Source organism: Rhodoferax sp. SPJ4, from assembly GCF_058216275.1.
The window spans coordinates 753,507-775,120 of record NZ_JBYZMN010000001.1; the positions used below are offsets into that span (position 1 = coordinate 753,507).

The window sequence follows — 21,614 nt, forward strand, 5'->3', positions numbered from 1 at the left end:
TTCATTCGCTGACCGGGTAAATGCCCAGCACCTTGTAGAAGGCGCTTTGGGCCTTCAGCGCGGCCAGCGCGGCGGCTACCGGGGGCTGCGAGGGGTGGCCCTGGATGTCGATGTAGAAGTAGTACTCCCACTGGCCGGACCGGGCGGGCCGCGACTCGAAGCGGGTCATGGACACGCCGTGCTGTTTCAGCGGCGCCAGCAGGTCGTGCACGGCGCCGGGCTGGTTGGGCACCGACAGCACCACGCTGATGCAGTCCCGGCCCGACGCCTGGGGCGCGGCCAGGGTCTGCGGCAAACAGATGGCGGCAAAGCGGGTGCGGTTGTGGGCGTCGTCCTGGATGGCGTGGGCCACCACATGCAGGCCGTACGCGCTGGCCGCACGTTCGCTGGCAATGCCGGCCCAGTTCGGGTGGCTGGCCGCCAGCTGGGCGCCTTCGGCGTTGCTGGCCGCGGCGCGCCGCTCGGCATGGGGCAAATGGGTGTTGAGCCATTGCTGGCACTGGGCCAGCGCCTGCGGATGGGCCAGCACCACCTCGATGCCGTCCAGCGACGGGCTGCTGCGCAGCAGGTGGTGGCGGATCAGCAGACTGGTTTCACCGACGATGTGCAGCGGCGAGTCACGCAGCAGGTCCAGCGAACGCGAGACCATGCCCTCGGTGGAGTTCTCCACCGGGGCGATGCCGAAGTCGGCCCGGCCGGCGGCGGTGGCATGGAACACCTCGTCGATGCTGGCGCAGACCACGGGCTCGATGCTGCTGCCGAAAAACTGCAGCGCGGCCTGCTGGCTGAAGGTGCCGGTGGGGCCCAGGTAGGCCACCCGCTGCGGCGCTTCCAGGGCCCGGCAGGCCGACATGATCTCGCGCCAGATCGGCGCCAGGCTGCTGTTCTTCAGCGGCCCGGGGTTGGCTTGCTGCATGGCCTCAATGACCTGCAGCTCGCGCTCGGGTCGGAACACCGCCGAGCCTTCGGCGCGCTTGATTTCACCGACCTCGTTGGCCAGCGCGGCGCGCCGGCTCAGCAGTTGCAGGATCTCGAGGTCCAGCGCGTCGATGCCCACGCGCAGTTCAGACAGGGTCTTGGTCATAAAGGGCGGTGGCCTGCTCAGTCCTGGGCCTCGGCATCCGGGGCGGCGTCGGCCGCGCCTTCGTTGTCCTCGTCGCTGCCATTGAGCACTGCGTTGGCGTCGTTTTCAACGATGCGCTGCAGGCCGCTGAGCTGGGTGCCGGCGTCCAGCGAGATCAGTGTCACGCCCTGGGTGGCGCGGCCCAGCTCACGGATTTCACTGACCCGGGTGCGCACCAGCACACCCTTGTCGGTGATCAGCATGATCTCGTCGTCGGCATGGACCAGCGTGGCGGCCACGACCTTGCCGTTGCGCTCGCTTTGCTGGATCGCGATCATGCCCTTGGTACCGCGGCCATGGCGGGTGTATTCGGTGATGGGCGTGCGCTTGCCATAGCCGTTGACGGTGGCGGTGAGCACACTTTGCTGCTCGTCCTCGGCCACCAGCATGGCGATGACGCTCTGGCCGTCTTCGATGGTCATGCCGCGCACGCCGCGGGCGTTGCGGCCCAGCGGGCGCACGTCATTTTCGTCAAAGCGCACGGCCTTGCCGCCGTCGCTGAACAACATCACATCGTGCTGGCCGTCGGTCAGTGCCGCGCCAATCAGGAAGTCGCCTTCGTCCAGGTTGACGGCGATGATGCCGCCCTTGCGCGGGTTGTTGAACTCGTCCAGCGCGGTCTTCTTGACCGTGCCCATGGAGGTGGCCATGAAGACGAACTGGTCGGCCGGGAAGCTGCGCTTCTCGCCGGTCAGCGGCAACACCACGTTGATCTTCTCGCCCTCTTGCAGCGGGAACATGTTGACGATGGGCCGACCACGTGAGCCGCGTGAACCGGTGGGCACCTCCCAGACCTTGAGCCAGTACAGCCGGCCGCGGTTGGAGAAGCACAGGATGTAGTCGTGGGTGTTGGCGATGAAGAGCTGGTCGACCCAGTCGTCTTCCTTGGTGGCGGTGGCCTGTTTGCCACGGCCGCCACGTTTTTGCGCCCGGTACTCACTGAGCGGTTGACTCTTGATGTAACCGCTGTGACTGAGTGTGACCACCATGTCGGTGGGCGTGATCAGGTCTTCGGTGCTGAGGTCATAGGAGCTGTGCTCGATGACGCTGCGGCGCGCGCCCAGCTTGGTCTGGCCGAACTCCTGTTTGATGTGCGACAGCTCGTCACCAATGATGGTGGACACGCGTTCCGGCCGGGCCAAGATGTCCAGCAGGTCGTCGATCTCGGCCATCACCTCTTTGTATTCACCGACGATTTTGTCCTGCTCCAGGCCGGTCAGGCGTTGCAGACGCATCTGCAGGATTTCCTGGGCCTGGGTTTCGCTGAGGCGGTACAGGCCGTCCTGGCCCAGACCGAAGTGGCGCTCCAGGCCGTCGGGGCGGTAGTCGTCGGCATTCACCACGCCGCCGTCGGCGCGGCTGCGGGTCAGCATCTGGCGCACCAGCTGGCTGTCCCAGGGGCGGGTCATCAGCTCGGCCTTGGCCACCGGTGGCGTGGGTGCGTTGCGGATGATGGCGATGAAGTCGTCGATGTTGGCCAGCGCAATCGCCAGGCCTTCCAGCACATGGCCGCGTTCGCGGGCCTTGCGCAGGGTGAACACGGTGCGGCGGGTCACCACCTCGCGGCGGTGTTTCAGGAAGACCTGCAGCAGGTCTTTGAGGTTGCACAAACGCGGCTGGCCGTCGATCAACGCCACCATGTTGACGCCAAAGCTGTCCTGCAGCTGGGTCTGTTTGTACAGGTTGTTCAGCACCACCTCGGGCACTTCGCCGCGCTTGAGTTCGATCACCAGGCGCATGCCCGATTTGTCGGACTCGTCCTGGATGTGGCTGATGCCTTCGATCTTTTTCTCGTGCACCAGCTCGGCCATGCGCTCCTGCAGCGTCTTCTTGTTGACCTGGTAGGGCAGCTCGTCGACGATGATGGCCTGGCGCTGGCCTTTGTCGATGTCTTCGAAATGGCACTTGGCGCGCATCACCACCCGGCCGCGGCCGGTGCGGTAGCCGTCTTTCACCCCGTTGATGCCGTAGATGATGCCGGCGGTGGGGAAGTCGGGCGCCGGCACGATTTCCATCAGCTCGTCGATGCTGGCCTCGGGATGGCGCAGCAAATGCAGGCAAGCGTCCACCACCTCGTTGAGGTTGTGCGGCGGTATGTTGGTTGCCATGCCGACCGCGATGCCGCCCGAGCCATTGACCAGCAGGTTGGGGAAACGCGCCGGCATCACCAGCGGCTCTTTTTCGCTGCCGTCGTAGTTGGGGCCGAAGTCCACCGTTTCCTTGTCCAGGTCACCCAGCAGCTCGTGGGCGATCTTGGCCAGGCGGATTTCGGTGTAGCGCATGGCGGCGGCGTTGTCGCCGTCGACCGAGCCGAAGTTGCCCTGGCCATCGACCAGCAAATGCCGCATGGAGAAGTCCTGCGCCATCCGCACGATGGTGTCGTAAACCGACTGGTCGCCGTGCGGGTGGTATTTACCGATCACATCGCCGACGATGCGGGCCGACTTCTTGTATGGCCGGTTCCAGTCGTTGCTCAGCTCGTGCATCGCGTACAACACCCGGCGGTGCACCGGCTTGAGGCCGTCGCGGGCGTCTGGCAGGGCCCGGCCCACGATCACGCTCATCGCGTAGTCGAGGTAACTGCGCCGCATTTCCTCCTCAAGGCTGATGGGGAGGGTTTCCTTGGCGAACTGGGTCATGGAGGACAACTTTGGTGAATCTTGCGCAGCTGGCATTTTATGTGCTTGTGGCTGTCGCTCCCGCGCAACAAGCGGGGTCGATTCGGGCGGATGTGCTTTCCATGGTGGCCCGCAGCCCCCTTAGTGTCACAGTCCCTATGGCACAATGACTCTCAGCGGTCTGGGTGGTGGTCACCTGGAGCGTATTAATATCGCAGCGAGTCTGCGCCCTTTCCCCCCTCGAGGAGAACCATGAAGAAACTCAATAATGTGGCGATGTTGCTTGCCTCAGCCGCCTTTTTGACCGCGGCTGGCGCACAAACCGTTGACAATTGGCGCAATGCGTCTTCCGAACAGGTCTGGAAGAACGGCACCAACGAACTCTGCTGGCGCGATGCCAACTGGACGCCCGCCACGGCCGCCAAGGGCTGCGACGGCGCCATCGTGCCGCCCGCACCAGCCCCCGCACCGGCTCCGGCCGCTGCACCGGCTCCGGCCCCCGCACCTGCTCCCGCCCCTGTGGTCGTTGCACCGCCCGTGGCTTCCAAGGTGACTTTCGCCGCTGACGCCTTCTTCGACTTCGACAAGGCTGTGCTGAAGCCCGAAGGCAAGGCCAAGCTCGACGATCTGGTCGGCAAGGTCCAAGGCATCAACCTGGAAGTGATCATCGCTGTGGGCCACACCGACTCTGTCGGCTCTGACGCTTACAACGACAAGCTGTCCATCCGCCGCTCGGAAGCCGTCAAGGCCTACCTGGTGTCCAAGGGCGTGGAAAAGAACCGCGTCTACACCGAAGGCAAGGGCGAGAAGCAGCCTGTGGCCGACAACAAGACCGCCGAAGGCCGCGCCAAGAACCGCCGCGTGGAAATCGAAGTGGTTGGTACCCGCACCGCGAAGTAATTCGCACCGCCCAGAAAAAACCCCGCCTCGGCGGGGTTTTTTCATGTCTGAAGCACTTTGACCGAGGTGGCCAGGCCTGGCCTGGGCACACCTCGGTCAGGGCTCAGAGCACCTCGCTGGCGAAGTCGGCCAGGCGCGAACGCTCGCCGCGGGCCAGCGTGATGTGGCCGCTGTGGGGCCAGCCCTTGAACTTGTCGACCGCGTAGGTCAGGCCCGACGAGCCTTCGGTCAGGTAGGGCGTGTCGATCTGCGCCAGGTTGCCCATGCAGATGATCTTGGTGCCGGGGCCGGCCCGGGTGATCAGCGTCTTCATCTGCTTGGGCGTCAGGTTCTGCGCCTCGTCGATGATGACGTACTTGTTCAAAAACGTGCGCCCGCGCATGAAGTTCATGCTCTTGATCTTGATGCGGCTGCGGATCAACTCGTTGGTGGCGGCCCGGCCCCATTCGCCGGCGGCGGTGTCGGTCTTGCCCAGCACCTCCAGGTTGTCGTCCAACGCACCCATCCATGGGCCCATTTTTTCTTCTTCGGTGCCGGGCAAGAAACCGATGTCCTCGCCCACCGACACCGTGGCCCGGGTGACGATGATCTCGGTGTAGCGGCGGTCGTCCAGCACCTGGGTCAGGCCGCTGGCCAGCGCCATCAGCGTCTTGCCGGTGCCGGCCGTGCCGGTCAGGGTGACGAAGTCCACCTCCGGGTCCATCAGCAGATTCATCGCGAAGTTCTGCTCGCGGTTGCGGGTGGTCACGCCCCAGACCGCGTTTTTCAGGTGGTTGTATTCCTTCAGCGTCTTCAGCACCGCGGTCTTGTCACGGATCTCGGTCACGCGGGCGTACAGGCTGGGCTCGCCCGGGGCCTCAAAGTAGACGAACTGGTTGATCATCATGCTGGGCACCACCGGCCCGGTCACCCGGTAGAAGGTGTGGCTGCCCTGTTGCCAGCTTTCCACGGTCTTGCCGTGCTTGAGCCAGAAGTCGGCCGGCAGGGCCAGTGCGCCGGAATACAGCAAGTCGCCGTCTTCCAGGGTCTTGTCGTTCTGGTAGTCCTCGGCGGCCAGGCCCAGGGCCCGGGCTTTGACCCGCATGTTGATGTCTTTCGACACCAGCACGACCTCGCGCGGCGCGTGTTGCTGGCGCAGTGCGTCCACCACGCCGAGGATCTGGTTGTCGGCCTTGCCCTGGGGCAGGCTGGTGGGCAGGTCGTAATTCAGCTGCTGGGTCTGGAAAAACAACCGGCCACCGGCGCCGCTGTGGCCGGTGGCGTCCAAGGCCACGCCAGCGGTGATGTCGGCGCCCGGCCCACCGGCCAGCGCGTCCAGCGAGCGGCTGGTCTGGCGGGCGTTGCGGGCCACCTCGGTCATGCCCTTTTTGTGGCCGTCGAGTTCTTCCAGCACGATCATCGGCAGGAAGACATCGTGTTCCTCGAAGCGGAACAGACACATCGGGTCGTGCATCAGCACATTGGTGTCGAGCACGAACAGCTTGGTCGGTCCGGTGCGGCGAGCGCGTTTGGGTGCAGCCTCGGTCCGGGGGCGGGCGGGGCGCCGCGGGCTGGTGTTGGCCGCCAGGCTGTCGGCCCAGACCTCGGCCACCGGCGCGACCGATGGGGCCAGCAAGTTGCTGGTTGCCGGCGGCGGCGCGGTGGCGCTCACCACGGCCGGTGGGGTCTGATCGGTTTGTGCAGGGCGTCTGGCGGGTTTGGCGGCCGGTCGTCGCGCGGGGGTGTCGTAAGCGTCAGGGGTGAGGATGGCGGCGCGCTTGGCCGGTGCGGGGGGCAGTGGGGGCATTGAGGGCGGTGGTGAAGGGAAGGAAATCCTCAGTGCAAAAAACAAAAAAGCCGCCAGGTTGCCCGGGCGGCTTGTTCGGTGGGAGCGTTCGTTGCACTCAGAGGCATGAATTCATTATGCACGACCCCGGTGACGGTCTGGCAGCGCCGTTCGCCGCCCCGGTTCAGGCGGCTTTTTTCAGCGCCTTGACCGCTTTCAGCACCTCGTCCACATGGCCTGGCACCTTCAGGCCGCGCCATTCCTGTTGCAGCGTGCCGTCGGCACCAATCAGGAAGGTCGAGCGCTCGATGCCCTTGACCTTTTTGCCGTACATGATCTTGTTCTTGACCACGCCGAACATGTGGCACATTTTTTCTTCGGTGTCGGCGATCAGCTCGAACGGCAGTTCCAGCTTCATCTTGAATTCGTCGTGCGATTTCATGTTGTCGCGCGACACACCGAACACGGTGGCGCCAGCTTTCACGAAATCCTTGTACTTGTCGCGAAACTGCATGGCTTCGGTGGTACAACCAGGGGTGTTGTCCTTGGGGTAGAAGTACAGCACCACCACCTTGCCGAGATGGGACTGATTGGACACCTTGAGGCCGCCGGTGGCGATGGCCTCGAATTCGGGCAGCGGTTTGTTGACAACGATGGCCATGGCGTTCTGTCTCTTGTGGTGTGCTCGTTGAGGGGCTGAGCGTTCGACTTGCCCCTAACCCACAATTTTAACCTGAATCGCTTCGGCGCTCACTCCACCGTTTCGATGAGGAGGGCAGCCACCACATGGCGGCCCTCGCCGGCCAGGATGTTGTAGGTCCGACAGGCGGCCTGGGTGTCCATGGTTTCCAGCCCCACCCGGCGGCTGTACAAGCCCTTGAGCCATTGCGGCTTGGGAAAACGCAGGGCCGCACCACTGCCAAACACCACCAGTTCGGCGTTCAGGCCGGCCAGTTGCTCAAAGTGGGCCTCGGTCAGCTCGTCAAAGCGGCTGCAATCCCAGGCAATGCGCTGCCCCTGGGAGCCAATCACCACGCTGTGGGTGATTTTTTCGCCACTCACGCTCACCCAGCCGGGACCGTAGGCCTGGATGGCCTGCACATCGAATTTGTCGGGTTGGAGTTTCATGGGGTAGAAGCAACTGTGGTCAAATTATATGTTTTCGCCCTCGCGCGCCGCGCCGGGCCCGCCCTTGTTGCGTCGGGAGAGACATTGAAGACGATCCAGAAATCCGCCAAGCTCGCCAACGTCTGCTATGACATCCGGGGTCCCATCATGGACAAGGCCCGGCAGATGGAGGACGAGGGTCAGAAGATCATCAAGCTCAACATCGGCAACCTGGCGGTGTTCGGCTTTGATTCGCCCGAAGAAATCCAGCAGGACATGATCCGCAACCTGCCGAACTCGGCCGGCTACTCGGACAGCAAGGGCATCTTCGCGGCGCGCAAGGCGGTGATGCATTACACGCAGCAGCAAGGCATCAAGGGTGTCACGCTGGATGACATCTACCTGGGCAATGGCGCCAGCGAACTGATCGTCATGGCCACCAACGGCCTGCTGGACCAGGGCGACGAGTTGCTGCTGCCCGCCCCCGACTACCCGTTGTGGACCGCCGCAGCCAGCCTGTCGGGCGGCACGCCGGTGCACTACAAATGCGACGAAGCCAACGGCTGGATGCCCGACCTGGACGACATCCGCGCCAAGGTCACGCCGCGCACCAAGGGCATTGTGGTCATCAACCCCAACAACCCCACCGGCGCGCTGTATTCCGACGCCTTGCTCAAGGGCATTGTGGCCATCGCCCGCGAACACGGCCTGGTGATCCTGGCCGACGAGGTCTATGACAAGGTGTTGTACGACGGGGTCCAGCACACCGCCATCGGCTCGCTCAGCGAGGACGTGCTGACGCTGACCTTCAACTCGCTGTCCAAGAGTTACCGCTCCTGTGGCTACCGCGCCGGCTGGCTGGTGGTGTCGGGCGACAAGAAGCCCGCCCGCGACTACATCGAGGGGCTGAACATGCTCTCCAACATGCGGCTGTGTGCCAATGTGCCGGGGCAGTGGGCCATCCAGACCGCGCTGGGCGGCCACCAGAGCATCAACGAACTGGTGGGCGAGGGCGGCCGGCTGCGCCGCCAGCGTGATCTGGCCTATGAGTTGATCACCGCCATTCCCGGGGTCAGCTGCGTCAAGCCCAGCGCGGCGCTGTACATGTTCCCGCGGCTGGACCCCAAGGTCTACCCGATCAAGGACGATGCGCAGTTTTTCCTCGAACTGCTGCAGGAAACCCGGGTCATGCTGGTGCAGGGCACCGGTTTCAATTGGCCGCAGCCCGACCATTTCCGCATCGTCTTCCTGCCCCACGAGGACGACCTGCGCGAGGCGATTGGCCGGGTGGCCAAGTTCCTTGAGAGCTACCGCAACCGCCACGCCGCCTGAGTTTTTTTGTCTGGGCCCGGTGCCCGTTTTGAACCTGAAATTGTCATGAAACCCATCCAAGTAGGCCTGCTCGGCATCGGCACCGTCGGCAGCGGCACCTTCAAGGTGCTGCAACGCAACCAGCAGGAAATCCAGCGCCGCGCCGGCCGCGGCATCGCCATCACCATGGTGGCCGACTTGGACGTCGAGCGCGCCCGCAGCGTGGTGGGGCCTGATGTACAGGTGGTCAGCGACGCCCGCGCGGTGATTGCCAACCCCGAGATCGACATCGTGGTCGAACTGATCGGTGGCTATGGCATCGCCAAGGCCCTGGTGCTGGAAGCCATTGCCGCCGGCAAGCATGTGGTCACCGCCAACAAGGCGCTGCTGGCGGTGCATGGCACCGAGATTTTTGCCGCCGCGTCGGCCGAGGGCGTGATGGTGGCCTTCGAGGCCGCGGTGGCCGGGGGCATCCCCATCATCAAGGCGCTGCGCGAAGGCCTGACCGCCAACAGCATCCAGTGGGTGGCCGGCATCATCAATGGCACGACCAACTTCATCCTGTCAGAGATGCGCGACAAGGGCCTGGACTTCAGCGTGGTGCTGAAGGAGGCGCAACGACTGGGCTACGCCGAGGCCGACCCCACCTTCGACATCGAGGGGGTGGACGCGGCCCACAAGGCCACGCTGATGAGCGCCATCGCTTTTGGCATCCCCGTGCAATTCGACAAAGCCTATGTGGAAGGCATCACCCAGCTCGGCGCGCAGGACATCCGCTACGCCGAGCAGCTGGGCTACCGCATCAAATTGCTGGGCATTGCCAAGCGCCGCGACAACGGCATCGAGTTGCGGGTCCACCCCAGCCTGGTGCCGGCCAAGCGACTGATCGCCAATGTGGAAGGCGCGATGAACGCCGTCATGGTGCACGGTGACGCCGTGGGCACCACGCTGTACTACGGCAAGGGCGCGGGCAGCGAACCCACCGCCAGCGCGGTGATCGCCGACCTGGTGGACATCACCCGCTTGCACGGCGCCGACGCCGCCCAGCGTGTGCCCCACCTGGCCTTCCAGCCCGACAGCATCGACTCGGCCATGGGCGATCTGCCGGTGCTGGCCATGAGCGAGGTTGTCACCAGCTATTACCTGCGGCTGCGCGTGGCCGACCAGGCCGGCGTGTTGGCCAAGGTCACCGGCATCCTGGCCTCGGCCGGCATCAGCATCGACGCGATGCTGCAGCGCGAGGCCGATGAGGTCGGTGGCGAAGGCTCGACCCAGACCGACCTGATCATCCTGACCCACGACACCCGCGAAGGCACGATGAACGCCGCCATGGCCGAAATGCAAGGCCTGCCCACCGTGCTGGCGCCCATCACCCGCATCCGCAAAGAGGAGCTGAACTGAGCCACCCGAGGCGGTCATGCCCACCCTGGTGGCCGCGCTGACGCTGGCGGCCTTGCTGAAAATGGCCCATCTGGACCTGCCGCGCTGGCACCTGGCCTTCTGGTTTGCGGTGCTGGTGACGGCAGCTCTGAACGGCGCCATGCCACGCTGGCATCTGTTGGCCAACGGCCTGGGCAGCTTTCTGGCGGCATGGCTTTACTTCAGCCTGCTGGAACGCACCGACAACGTCACCGACCGGGCGCTGCACTGGCTGGTGTTGGTGGTGGGATTTGTGGCCCTGCTGGGCAGCCGCTTCTGGCTGGACGTCAGGCAGTACACGATTGGCCTGTGACAGGCCGGGAACCGAAGAGAAGACAACCGTGAAATACCTCAGCACCCGCGGCCATGCCGACCGCAAACGTTTCTGCGAAATCCTGCTCGAGGGCCTGGCGCCCGACGGTGGCCTCTACCTGCCCGAAACCTACCCCCAGGTGGACGCCGCCACGCTGGCCCGCTGGCGCGGCCTGTCTTACGCCGACCTGGCCTTCGAGGTCTTGTCGCTGTACATCGACGACATCCCGGCCGATGACCTGCGCGCGCTGTGCCACAAAACCTACACCGAGGCGGTGTTTGGCAGCGCCGCCATCGTGCCGCTGAAGCCGCTCGAGAACGGCCTGTTCCTGGAGGCCCTGTCCAACGGCCCGACGCTGGCCTTCAAGGACATGGCCATGCAGTTGCTGGGCAACCTGTTCGAGTACGAGCTGGCCCGCCGCGGCGAAGAACTCAACATCCTCGGCGCCACCTCGGGCGACACCGGCAGCGCCGCCGAGTACGCGATGCGTGGCAAGAAGGGCGTGCGGGTGTTCATGACCTCGCCGCAAGGCCGCATGAGCCCTTTCCAGCAAGCCCAGATGTTCAGCCTGATGGATGCCAACATCCACAACCTGGCGATTGAAGGTGTGTTCGACGACTGCCAGGACATCGTCAAGGCCGTTTCCAACGACCTGGCGTTCAAGCGCAAGTACCGCATCGGCACCGTCAACTCCATCAACTGGGCGCGCCTGATGGCCCAGGTGGTGTACTACTTCGCTGGCTACTTCCAGGCGACCAACGGTGCCCCCACGCTCGGCACTGGCGTGTCCTCGCTGCCCCCCGAGGGGGCTGGTTCGCCTTGGGGCGGCCCGGCGGCGAACCCCAACCTTCCACAGGTCTCGTTCACCGTGCCCAGCGGCAACTTCGGCAACATCTGCGCCGGCCATGTGGCCCGCATGATGGGCCTGCCGATCGCCACGCTGGTGGCGGCCACCAACGAGAACGACGTGCTCGACGAGTTCTTCCGCACTGGCACCTACCGGGTGCGTGGCAGCGCCGACACCTTCGAAACGTCCAGCCCGTCGATGGACATCTCCAAGGCCAGCAACTTCGAGCGCTTTGTGTTCGACCTGCTGGGCCGCGACGCCGCCCGCACCGCCGAGCTGTTCGGCCCGGCACTGGCCCGCCAGGGTCGCTTCGAGCTGGGCGCCGACCCGGCCTTTGCCCAGGCCGCCAGCCGCTACGGCTTCCGCAGCGGCAAAAGCACCCATGCCGACCGGCTGGCCACCATCCGCGACACCTTTGCGCGTTTTGGCGTGATGGTCGACACCCACACCGCCGACGGCCTGAAGGTGGCCCGCGAACACCACCAGCCTGGCGTGCCCATGGTGGTGCTGGAAACCGCCTTGCCCATCAAGTTTGCTGCCACCATCGTCGAGGCCCTGGGCCGCGAGCCCGAGCGGCCGGCCAAGTTCAATGGCATCGAGGCCTTGCCGCGACGGGTGGCCGAACTGCCGGCCGATGTGGAACAGGTCAAGGCCTACATCGCCACCCACTGCGACTGAGCGCCGGTGGCCCTGCTTTTTCGCGCGGTGCACAACCGCGGGCTCGGCGTGACGCCATGAAGGTGGTTGGCTTTGCCGGTTACTCCGGCGCGGGCAAGACCAGCCTGGTCGAGACGCTGATCCCGCAGCTCAGGCTGCGCGGCCTGCGGGTCTCGGTGGTCAAGCACGCCCACCACGATTTCGACATCGACCAACCGGGCAAGGACACCCGGCGCCACCGCGAGGCCGGCGCCTTCGAGGTGGTGGTGGCGTCAGACCAGCGGCTGGCGCTGATGCGCGAGTTCGAACAGCCGGCGCTGCTGTCGGTGCACCACCTGATCGCCGAGCTCTACGAGGGCGTGGACTGGGTGCTGGTGGAAGGCTTCAAAACCAGCGACCTGCTGAAGGTCGAGGTCTGGCGCGCCAGCGCCGGCCAGCCGGTGCGCTACGTGGACGACGACTTCATTGTGGCGATTGCCACCGACTCGCCCGAAGCGCTGCCCCAGCCCACGCTGCGGCCGGTGCTGGACCTGAATAACCCCGATGCCTTGGTTGACTGGCTGGTGGACAATCAAGGCCGTTTCGAATACCGCCAACCGCCTGCCCCATGACCGCCGCCCCGACATCCCCCGCCCACCGTGCCCCGCTGAAACCGCTCGACGAGGCGCTGGCCGAGTTGCTGGCCTTTGCCAAGCCACTGGGCCGCAGCGAGGCGGTGTCGACCTTCGAGGCCGACGGCCGGGTGCTGGCCCAGGCGGTGGCCTCGGCCCTGCATGTGCCGCCGCAGGACAACAGTTCCATGGACGGCTATGCGCTGCGTTGCGCCGACGCGGCCGCCGCAGACGCCGACGGCCTGGCGGTGTCGCAGCGCATTCCAGCCGGCAGTTTCGGCCAGCCGTTGCAGGCCGGCACGGCCGCCCGCATCTTCACTGGCGCGCCGGTACCCGAGGGCGCCGACTGCATCGTGATGCAGGAGGACTGCGAGGCCCTGCCCGCTGGTGCCGATGGTTTGCCCCGCATTGCCGTCAAGGCCGCGCCGCAGCCCGGCCAGTGGATACGCCGCGCCGGCGAAGACGTGGCGCGTGGCGCAGTGGTGCTGCCCCAGGGCAGCCGGTTGGGCCCGGCCGCGCTGGGCCTGGCTGCCAGCATCGGCCTGGCCGCGCTGAACGTGGTGGCCAAGCCCCGGGTGGCGCTGTTCTCCACCGGCGACGAGCTGGTGATGCCGGGCGCGGTGCCGCCCGAGGCCATGCCACCGGGCGCGATCTACAACTCCAACCGCTTTTTCCTGCGGGCGCTGCTGCAGCGTGCCGGCTGCGAGGTCACCGACCTGGGCATCGTGCCCGACAAGCTGGACGCCACCGTGGCGGCGCTGCAAAGCGCCAGCCAGAGCCATGACCTCATCCTCACCAGCGGCGGCGTGTCGGTGGGCGAGGAAGACCACATCAAGCCGGCGGTGCAGTCGCTGGGCCAGCTCAACCTGTGGCAGATCGCCATGAAGCCGGGCAAGCCCTTTGCCTACGGCCAGGTGGGTTCAGCGCATTTCATCGGCCTGCCGGGCAACCCGGTGTCGAGCTTTGTCACCTTCATGCTGCTGGTGCGGCCCTTTGTGCTGCGCCTGCAGGGCGTGGACGCGGTGGCCCCGGCGGCGGTGAGCCTGCCAGCCCATTTCGCCTGGCCCCGACCCGACAAGCGGCGCGAGTTCCTGCGGGTGCGGCGCAACGCGGCCGGCGGGCTGGATTTGTTTCCCAACCAGAGTTCGGGGGTGTTGACCTCCGGCGTGTGGGGCGACGGCCTGGTGGACAACCCGCCTGGCCAGGCCATCGCGCCCGGCGACACCGTCCGTTTCCTGGCTTTTTCCGAGTTGCAGTCATGAACATCACCGTGCGTTATTTCGCCTCCATCCGCGAGGCCATTGGCCGGGGCAGCGAAACGCTGGCCACCGGGGCCGCCACGCTGCAGGCGCTGCGCGACGAGTTGATCGCCCGCGGCGGCGCCCATGCCGAGAGCCTGGCCCGTGGCAAGGCGGTGCGGGTGGCGCTGAACCAGGTCATGAGCGACGAATCGGCCGCGCTGGCCGAGGGCAGCGAAGTGGCGTTTTTCCCGCCCGTCACCGGAGGCTGAGACCATGGCCGAACGCGTCACCATCCAGACTCAGGACTTCAACCTCAGCGACGAGATCGCCGCGCTGCGGGCCGGCGACAAGCGGGTGGGCGCGGTCTGCAGCTTCATCGGCACGGTGCGTGACCGCAACGACGGCAGCACCGTCACCACCATGGAACTGGAGCATTACCCTGGCATGACCGAGAAGGCCATCGAGGCCATGATCGACCAGGCTTTGCAGCGCTTCGACATCTTCGGTGCCCGGGTCATCCACCGGGTGGGACTGCTGGCCCCGCTGGACCAGGTGGTCATGGTGGCCGTGACCTCGGCCCACCGCGGCGAGAGTTACCAGGCCTGCGAGTTCCTGATGGACTACCTGAAAACCCAGGCCCCGTTCTGGAAAAAGGAAGAAACCCCCGAGGGTGCGCGCTGGGTCGATGCCCGGGTCAGCGACGACGCCGCCTTGGCCCGCTGGGGCATTGACGCGCCCAACACCTGAGCCGCGCCGCGGCTCAATTCAGGTATTTGGGCCGCTCGGCCGTCGTGAAGTCCAGGCTGTCACGCACCGGCGAGGGCAGGGCGTTGGTGGGCAGGCTGATGGGCCACTCGGCGGCGCTGATGGCCGAGGCCAGCAAATGCATCATGCCGTGCATCAGCGGCGGCTGCACCGCCATGCGAAAGCCGCGCGGGTTGGGGGTGTGGGGCAGTTTCTCGTCGAAGCTGATTTCCAGCTGGCCTGCGCCCAGCGCCTTCATCGTCACCTCGGTCACCAGCAGCGGCTCGGCGCCCAGCGGCAGTGTCACCGCGTCGGCCTTGTAGGGGGTGCTGAAATCAGCGGTCTTCAGCGTTTCTTCTTTCCTGAACTCGGTCAGCAGCTGTTTGCTGGCCTCGCTCTGATCGGCCAGCGGGGTGCAGCTGGCTTCCAGGTCGGCCGCCGCATGGCCCAAATGGGGCAGCAAGCCCTTCAGCAGCCGCTGGGTCAGCCACAGGCGCAACTCCTCGCCCTCGCTGGTGTTGACGCGCAACAGAATGCGGTCTTGCTCGCGCACATAGCTGATTGACAGCTGGTGGATGTCCATGGCCACAATTTTAGGCGTCGTCCCAAAGCCCGCCGGTCGGCAGGGTGGCTGAAAACAAGCGCCTTTTGCGCTGGCGCAAGATGGGCTCGGCATTTTGGGCTTGAACTCGGGGGCAACAGCCTCAGCTAGACCCCATTGCACGAGCCACCACAGGGGTGAGGGCCGACCTGATCACGGAGAACCCATGCGAATCGACAAACTGACCACCAAGTTCCAGGAAGCCTTGAGCGAGGCCCAGACCCTGGCCCTGGGCAACGACCACGCCTTCATCGAACCGGTCCATCTGTTGCTGGCCATGCTGCGCCAGGACGACGGCCCCAAGGCCTTGCTGCAGCGCGCCGGCGTGCAGGTGGCCGGCCTGGCCACCGCGGCCGAGGCGGCGATGAAGCGCCTGCCCCAGGTGCAGGGCGCTGACACGGTGCAGATCAGCCGCGACACCGCCGGCCTGCTGCAGGGCGCTGAGAAGGAGGCCATCAAGCGCGGTGACCAGTTTGTCGCCGGCGAATTGTTCCTGCTGGCGTTGGCCGACCACAAGGGCGACCTGGGCCAGTTGGCGCGCAGCCAGGGTCTGACCCGCAAAAGCCTGGAGTCGGCCATCGAGGCCGTGCGGGGCGGCCAGAGCGTGGACAACGCCAACGCCGAGGGCCAGCGCGAGGCCTTGAAGAAATACTGCATCGACCTGACCGAGCGGGCCCGCATCGGCAAGCTGGACCCGGTGATCGGCCGCGACGACGAGATCCGCCGCGCCATCCAGGTGCTGCAGCGCCGCACCAAGAACAACCCGGTGCTGATTGGCGAGCCCGGCGTGGGCAAGACCGCCATCGTCGAGGGCCTGGCCCAGCGCATCGTGGCCGGCGAGGTGCCCGAATCGCTGAAGGGCAAGCGGGTGCTGAGCCTGGACATGGCGGCGCTGCTGGCCGGCGCCAAGTTCCGCGGCGAGTTTGAGGAGCGACTGAAAACCGTGCTCAACGAGCTGGCCAAGGACGAGGGCCAGACCATCGTCTTCATCGACGAGCTGCACACCATGGTGGGCGCCGGCAAGGCCGAGGGCGCGATGGACGCCGGCAACATGCTCAAGCCCGCGCTGGCCCGTGGCGAGCTGCACTGCGTGGGCGCGACCACGCTGGACGAGTATCGCAAGTACATCGAAAAAGACGCCGCGCTGGAGCGCCGCTTCCAGAAAATCATCGTTGGCGAGCCCTCGGTGGAGGCCACCATCGCCATCCTGCGCGGACTGCAGGAGAAGTACGAGGTTCACCATGGTGTGCAGATCACCGACCCGGCCATCGTGGCCGCGGCCGAGCTGAGCCACCGCTACATCACCGACCGCTTCCTGCCCGACAAGGCCATTGACCTGATCGACGAGGCGGCGTCCAAGATCAAGATCGAGCTGGACTCCAAGCCCGAGGTGATGGACAAGCTCGACCGCCGGCTGATCCAGTTGCAGATCGAGCGCGAGGCGGTGCGCCGTGAGAAGGACGAAGCCTCGCAGAAGCGCTTCGCGCTGATCGAGGAAGAGATCGTCAAACTGCAAAAGGAAATCTCCGACCTCGACGAGATCTGGCAGAGCGAAAAGGCCCAGGCCCTGGGCTCCAAGGACGTGCTGGAAGAAATTGACCGCATCAACTCGCAGATCGAGGGCTTCACCCGCAAGGGCGATTTCAACAAGGTGGCCGAGCTGCAGTACGGCAAGCTGCCTGAGCTCAAAAAACGGTTGCAACAGGCCCAGGCCAGCGAGGGCCAGAAGGGCGCTGGCAGTGCGCCCAAGCTGCTGCGCACCCAGGTCGGCGCGGAAGAAATCGCCGAGGTGGTGAGCCGTGCCACCGGCATCCCGGTGGCCAAGATGCTGCAGGGCGAAAAAGACAAGCTGCTGCAGATGGAGGCCAAGCTGCACCAGCGCGTGGTGGGCCAGGACGAGGCCATCTCTGCGGTGGCCAATGCCATCCGCCGTTCGCGCTCCGGCCTGTCCGACCCCAACCGGCCCACCGGTTCCTTTTTGTTCCTGGGCCCCACCGGCGTGGGCAAGACCGAGCTGTGCAAGGCCCTGGCCGGCTTTTTGTTTGACAGTGAAGACCACCTGGTCCGCATCGACATGAGCGAGTTCATGGAGAAGCACTCGGTGGCCCGGCTGATCGGCGCACCGCCCGGCTATGTGGGCTACGAGGAGGGTGGCTACCTGACCGAGGCGGTGCGCCGCAAGCCCTACAGCGTGCTGCTGCTCGACGAGGTGGAGAAAGCCCACCCCGACGTGTTCAACGTGCTGCTGCAGGTGCTGGACGATGGCCGGCTGACCGACGGCCAGGGCCGCACCGTGGACTTCAAGAACACCGTGATCGTGATGACCAGCAACATCGGCTCGCACCTGATCCAGGCCATGGTGGGCCAGGAGTACGACGAGGTGAAGGACGCGGTCTGGGGCGAGTTGAAGAACCACTTCCGGCCCGAGTTCCTGAACCGCATCGACGAGACCGTGGTCTTCCATTCGCTGGACGCGGCCCACATCGAGGCGATCGCCGGCATCCAGCTGCAGGCCTTGCAGGCCCGGCTGGCCAAGATGGATTTGCAGCTGGAGGTGTCGCCTGCGGCGCTGGCCGAGCTGGCCAAGGTGGGTTTCGACCCGGTGTTTGGCGCCCGGCCGCTGAAGCGGGCCATCCAGCAGCGCATCGAGAACCCGCTGTCCAAGCTGCTGCTGGAGGGCCGCTTCCCGCCCAAGAGCGTGATCCCGGTGGGGGTGGACCCGATCCAGGCCCCCGGCCAGTTCAGCTTCGAGGCGGTGGCGGCGGCGGCCTGAGGCGGGCGCCCATGCAAAAAGCCCCCGGTGTCACCACCGGGGGCTTTTTGTGGGGCTTGCAAAGACTTACTTCTTCTGGGCCAGGATCCAGGTCACCAGCTTCTTGGCTTCGGCGTCATTGACCTGGGGGTTGGCGGGCATGGGCACCGGGCCCCAGGCACCCGAACTGCCCTTTTGCACCTTGACGGCCAGCTTGTCGACCGCGTCTTTTTGGCCGGCGTACTTGGCCGCCACATCCTGGTAGGACGGGCCCAGCACCTTTTTGTCCACCGCGTGGCAGGCCAGGCAGTTCTTTTCCTGGGCCAGTTTCATGTCGGCCAGCGCGGGGCCGGCAACGGCTGCCAGTGCAGCCAGGGTCAAAAGGGCACGTTTCATGGAATGTGTCTCCGGGGTTGGGTTACGCTCTAGCTTCAACGAAATTGTAGTCAACGCCGTTGACAGGGTTGCCGGACAAGCCTGGCAATGGGCACACATTGATTGGGGGTGAAACATGTATTTCATGTTGCTGGGCTTGGCGCTGTCGCTGATGAAGTACCTGGAGTTCGGTGTGGTCGCCACCTGGAGCTGGTGGGTGGTGCTGGCGCCGTTTGCACTGGCCTTTGTCTACTGGGAGCTGATCGACCCGATGCTGGGCATCACCAAAAAGCGGGCCTCGCGCGAGATTGACGAGCGGACGAAGGCCCGCATCGACAAATTGCGCAAGGCCAACCTGCCGCATTTGCGCAAAGACAAATGAAAAAACGCTGCAGCCCTTGCCGGCTGCAGCGCTTCTGAAGACCGACAACGCGGCCTGTGGGGCTGCGTTGTGCTTTCAGGGGTTCAATAGTCGTCCAGCACCGCGCCCTTGCTGGCGCTGGAGGCGTTGAAAGCGAACTTGGCCTGCACACCGCGGTTGTAGCGCGGGGCGGGCGGCGTCCAGCCTTCGCGGCGCTTGGCCAGTTCGGCGTCGCTCACATTCAGTTGCAGCAGCAACTGGCGCGAATCGATGGTGATGCTGTCACCTTCCTGCACAAAGGCGATGGTGCCGCCGGCCGCCGCTTCCGGCGCCACATGGCCCACCACCATGCCCCAGGTGCCGCCAGAGAAGCGGCCGTCGGTGATCAGGCCCACCGACTCGCCCAGGCCGGCGCCGATCAGCGCGCCGGTGGGGGCCAGCATCTCGGGCATGCCGGGGCCGCCCTTGGGGCCCAGGTAGCGCAACACCATCACGTCGCCGGCCTTGATCTTGCCGTCCAGAATGGCCTGCAGTGCCGACTGCTCGTCGTCAAAGCAGCGGGCCGGGCCGGTCATCACCGGGTTTTTCAGGCCGGTGATCTTGGCCACACAGCCCTCGGGACTCAGGTTGCCCTTCAGGATGGCCAGGTGGCCTTCGGCGTACATCGGGTTGGACAGGGGGCGGATCACGTCCTGGTCGGCCCGCGGCTCATCTGGCACGTCCTTCAGCACCTCGGCCACCGTCTGGCCGGTGATGGTCAGGCAGTCGCCATGCAGCAGGCCGGCGTTCAGCAAGACCTTCATGACCTGCGGGATGCCGCCGGCACGGTGCAGGTCCACCGCCAGGTACTTGCCGCTGGGCTTCAGGTCGCACAGCACGGGGGTGCGCTTGCGGATGCGCTCGAAGTCGTCGATGGTCCATTCCACACCGGCGGTGTGGGCGATCGCCAGGAAATGCAGCACCGCGTTGGTCGAGCCACCGGTGGCCATGATGACCGCCACCGCGTTCTCGATGGCCTTCTTGGTGACGATGTCGCGTGGCTTGATGTCTTTTTTGATGGCCTCGATCAGCACGCGGGCCGATTCCTTGGCCGAGTTCATCTTCTCGTCGTGCGGGTTGGCCATGGTGCTGGAGTAGGCCAGCGACACGCCCAGGGCCTCGAAGGCGCTGGACATGGTGTTGGCGGTGTACATGCCGCCGCAGGAGCCGGTGCCGGGGATGGCGCGCTGCTCGATCTGCAACAGGTCTTCGTCGCTCAGGTTGCCGGCGGCGTTCTGGCCCACGGCCTCGAACACGCTGACGATGTTCAGGTCCTGGTCCTTGTAGCGGCCCGGCAGGATGGTGCCGCCATACACATAGATGGCGGGCACGTTGGCACGCAGCATGCCCATCAGGCCGCCGGGCATGTTTTTGTCGCAGCCGCCGACCACCACCACGCCGTCCATCCACTGGCCCTGCACGCAGGTTTCCACGCAGTCGCTGATGACTTCACGCGACACCAGCGAGTACTTCATGCCTTCGGTGCCCATGGCCATGCCGTCGGAGATGGTGGGCGTGCCGAAGATCTGCGCGTTGCCGCCGGCCTCCTCGATGCCGGCCACGGCCGCGTCGGCCAGCTTTTGCAGGCCGGAGTTGCAGGGGGTGATGGTGCTGTGGCCGTTGGCCACGCCCACCATGGGCTTCTTGAAGTCGCCCTGCTCGTAGCCCATGGCGTAGTACATCGAGCGGTTGGGGGCGCGCGACTTGCCTTCGGTGATGTGGCTGGAGCGGGCGTTGATTTTGATGACTTTTTTGTCCATGGCGGGGCCTCTTTGGCGGGGGTGGTTTTGCTGCAGGCGGAAGTATGCGCCGAATGGAAAATCGACTCCAATCTATTTTTATCGTTAGATTAATATGCATGGCGTATGAAAGAAACGACCATCGAGCTGCGCCAATGGCGGCAGTTTGTGGCGCTGGCCGAGGAATTGCACTTCGGCCGGGCCGCCACCCGGCTGCACATGACCCAGCCACCGCTGACCCAGGCCATTGCCGGCCTGGAGGCGGCGCTGGCGGTGCGGCTGTTCGACCGCACCAAACGCAGCGTCAAACTCACCGCCGCCGGCCAGGCGCTGTTGCCGGGCGTGCGCGAGCTGCTGGCCCGGGCCCGGGAATTGCCCGTCCAGGCCCGGGCGGCGGCGGCCGGCGAGCTGGGCCGGCTGCGGCTGACCTTTGTGTCCACCGTGGGCTTTTCGCATTTGCCTGAATGGGTGCGGCTGTTCCGCGGCCAGTTTCCCGATGTGAAGATCGAACTGGTGGAGGCCACCGGCGACGTGCAGGTAGCGGCGCTGCAGGCCGGCGAGGTGGACGCCGGCTTTGTGCTGCACGCCCCTGGTTTTGTGCCGGCCGGCTTGGCCCACCTGCGGGTGGCCAGCGAGCCGCTGGTGCTGGCCCTGCCCGAGTCGCACCCGCTGGCCGAGGCGGCCCCGCTGCGGCTGGCCGAGGTGCTGGACCAGCCGCTGGTGATTTTTCCGCGCCACATCGCGCCCTCGCTGTACGACGCGGTGTTTGGGCTGTACCACGGTGCCGGCCGGCTGCCGGTGGTGGCGCAGGAGGCCATCCAGATGCAGACCATCGTCAACCTGGTGTCGGCCGGGCTGGGCCTGGCCTGGGTGCCCGACAGCGTGCGCCAGTTCCAGCGGCCCGGCGTGCGTTACCGCGCGGTGAAAACCGGCCGCCAGCCGGCGCTGTGCGAAACCAGCCTGGTGTGGCGAGACGCCGACAAGGTGCCGGCGCTGGCCCGTTTCTTGGCCTTTGTGAGCTCCCGGCTGGCCCCGGCCGCGGGCACCGCCGGCGGTTGAACCCTGGGTGGTCCGGGCACAATACGCGCCAC

General features: G+C 65.8%; 20 protein-coding genes. 12 read left to right on the forward strand and 8 right to left on the reverse strand.

Annotated elements, in window-relative coordinates:
- Position 1: 1 nt before the first annotated feature.
- Positions 2–1,084: a prephenate dehydratase gene (gene pheA, locus AC4BAR_RS03740; protein ID WP_490626464.1), complete on the reverse strand. Its 1,083-nt coding sequence runs from the start codon at positions 1,082–1,084 to the stop codon at positions 2–4.
- 17 nt (positions 1,085–1,101) lie between these two features.
- Positions 1,102–3,762 (reverse strand): DNA gyrase subunit A, encoded by a 2,661-nt coding sequence (gene gyrA / locus AC4BAR_RS03745; protein ID WP_490626465.1) that lies wholly within the window; start codon positions 3,760–3,762, stop codon positions 1,102–1,104.
- 231 nt (positions 3,763–3,993) lie between these two features.
- On the opposite strand from gyrA, the gene ompA reads away from it, so the two are divergent.
- Positions 3,994–4,641: an outer membrane protein OmpA gene (gene ompA / locus AC4BAR_RS03750; protein WP_490626466.1), complete on the forward strand. Its 648-nt coding sequence runs from the start codon at positions 3,994–3,996 to the stop codon at positions 4,639–4,641.
- A gap of 103 nt (positions 4,642–4,744) precedes the next feature.
- Here the strand turns inward: ompA and AC4BAR_RS03755 are convergent, their stop codons facing one another.
- From AC4BAR_RS03755 to AC4BAR_RS03765, 3 genes are all read right to left on the reverse strand, one after another.
- Positions 4,745–6,427, reverse strand: coding sequence for a PhoH family protein (locus tag AC4BAR_RS03755; protein WP_490626467.1), 1,683 nt, complete (start codon positions 6,425–6,427; stop codon positions 4,745–4,747).
- Between the two features lie 163 nt (positions 6,428–6,590).
- Positions 6,591–7,067: a peroxiredoxin gene (locus AC4BAR_RS03760; RefSeq protein WP_490626468.1), complete on the reverse strand. Its 477-nt coding sequence runs from the start codon at positions 7,065–7,067 to the stop codon at positions 6,591–6,593.
- A gap of 89 nt (positions 7,068–7,156) precedes the next feature.
- A complete protein-coding gene (locus AC4BAR_RS03765) occupies positions 7,157–7,534 on the reverse strand; it encodes an Mth938-like domain-containing protein (RefSeq protein WP_490626469.1) in 378 nt (125 codons plus the stop codon).
- Between the two features lie 84 nt (positions 7,535–7,618).
- On the opposite strand from AC4BAR_RS03765, the gene AC4BAR_RS03770 reads away from it, so the two are divergent.
- Genes AC4BAR_RS03770 through AC4BAR_RS03805 form a run of 8 tightly spaced genes read left to right on the forward strand, consistent with a single transcriptional unit; the run spans position 7,619 to position 14,659 of the window.
- On the forward strand, positions 7,619–8,845 hold the full coding sequence (locus tag AC4BAR_RS03770) for a pyridoxal phosphate-dependent aminotransferase (RefSeq protein WP_490626470.1): 1,227 nt from the start codon (positions 7,619–7,621) through the stop codon (positions 8,843–8,845).
- Between the two features lie 45 nt (positions 8,846–8,890).
- A complete protein-coding gene (locus AC4BAR_RS03775; protein WP_490626471.1) occupies positions 8,891–10,225 on the forward strand; it encodes a homoserine dehydrogenase in 1,335 nt (444 codons plus the stop codon).
- Positions 10,226–10,241: 16 nt separating this feature from the next.
- Positions 10,242–10,556 (forward strand): response regulator, encoded by a 315-nt coding sequence (locus tag AC4BAR_RS03780; RefSeq protein WP_490626472.1) that lies wholly within the window; start codon positions 10,242–10,244, stop codon positions 10,554–10,556.
- A gap of 28 nt (positions 10,557–10,584) precedes the next feature.
- The gene (locus tag AC4BAR_RS03785) at positions 10,585–12,081 is read left to right on the forward strand and encodes a threonine synthase (protein ID WP_490626473.1); all 1,497 of its coding nucleotides are present in this window, start codon (positions 10,585–10,587) and stop codon (positions 12,079–12,081) included.
- A gap of 56 nt (positions 12,082–12,137) precedes the next feature.
- Complete coding sequence (gene mobB / locus AC4BAR_RS03790) at positions 12,138–12,671, forward strand: molybdopterin-guanine dinucleotide biosynthesis protein B (protein WP_490626474.1); 534 nt, start codon at positions 12,138–12,140, stop codon at positions 12,669–12,671.
- Positions 12,668–13,933, forward strand: coding sequence for a molybdopterin molybdotransferase MoeA (locus AC4BAR_RS03795; protein ID WP_490626475.1), 1,266 nt, complete (start codon positions 12,668–12,670; stop codon positions 13,931–13,933). Before mobB ends, AC4BAR_RS03795 begins: the two co-directional genes overlap by 4 nt.
- Positions 13,930–14,181 carry a molybdopterin converting factor subunit 1 gene (moaD, locus tag AC4BAR_RS03800; RefSeq protein WP_490626476.1) on the forward strand — a complete coding sequence of 84 codons (252 nt, stop codon included), beginning with the start codon at positions 13,930–13,932 and terminating at the stop codon, positions 14,179–14,181. Before AC4BAR_RS03795 ends, moaD begins: the two co-directional genes overlap by 4 nt.
- Positions 14,182–14,185: 4 nt before the next feature.
- Positions 14,186–14,659: a molybdenum cofactor biosynthesis protein MoaE gene (locus AC4BAR_RS03805; protein ID WP_490626477.1), complete on the forward strand. Its 474-nt coding sequence runs from the start codon at positions 14,186–14,188 to the stop codon at positions 14,657–14,659.
- 13 nt (positions 14,660–14,672) lie between these two features.
- On the opposite strand, the gene AC4BAR_RS03810 is transcribed toward AC4BAR_RS03805, so the two are convergent.
- Positions 14,673–15,239 (reverse strand): hypothetical protein, encoded by a 567-nt coding sequence (locus tag AC4BAR_RS03810; RefSeq protein ID WP_490626478.1) that lies wholly within the window; start codon positions 15,237–15,239, stop codon positions 14,673–14,675.
- Positions 15,240–15,423: 184 nt separating this feature from the next.
- Here AC4BAR_RS03810 and clpB point away from each other — a divergent pair, with 184 nt between their 5' ends.
- A complete protein-coding gene (gene clpB / locus AC4BAR_RS03815; RefSeq protein WP_490626479.1) occupies positions 15,424–18,030 on the forward strand; it encodes an ATP-dependent chaperone ClpB in 2,607 nt (868 codons plus the stop codon).
- A gap of 66 nt (positions 18,031–18,096) precedes the next feature.
- On the opposite strand, the gene AC4BAR_RS03820 is transcribed toward clpB, so the two are convergent.
- Positions 18,097–18,405, reverse strand: a complete 309-nt coding sequence (locus AC4BAR_RS03820) for a c-type cytochrome (RefSeq protein WP_490626480.1) — start codon at positions 18,403–18,405, stop codon at positions 18,097–18,099.
- Positions 18,406–18,520: 115 nt separating this feature from the next.
- Between AC4BAR_RS03820 and AC4BAR_RS03825 the strand changes: the two genes are divergently transcribed.
- Entirely contained in the window at positions 18,521–18,766 is a 246-nt protein-coding gene (locus tag AC4BAR_RS03825; RefSeq protein WP_490626481.1) for a TIGR04438 family Trp-rich protein, read from the forward strand.
- Positions 18,767–18,849: 83 nt separating this feature from the next.
- On the opposite strand, the gene ilvD is transcribed toward AC4BAR_RS03825, so the two are convergent.
- Complete coding sequence (gene ilvD / locus AC4BAR_RS03830; protein WP_490626482.1) at positions 18,850–20,544, reverse strand: dihydroxy-acid dehydratase; 1,695 nt, start codon at positions 20,542–20,544, stop codon at positions 18,850–18,852.
- 105 nt (positions 20,545–20,649) lie between these two features.
- On the opposite strand from ilvD, the gene AC4BAR_RS03835 reads away from it, so the two are divergent.
- Positions 20,650–21,582, forward strand: coding sequence for a LysR family transcriptional regulator (locus AC4BAR_RS03835; protein ID WP_490626483.1), 933 nt, complete (start codon positions 20,650–20,652; stop codon positions 21,580–21,582).
- Positions 21,583–21,614: the final 32 nt, after the last annotated feature.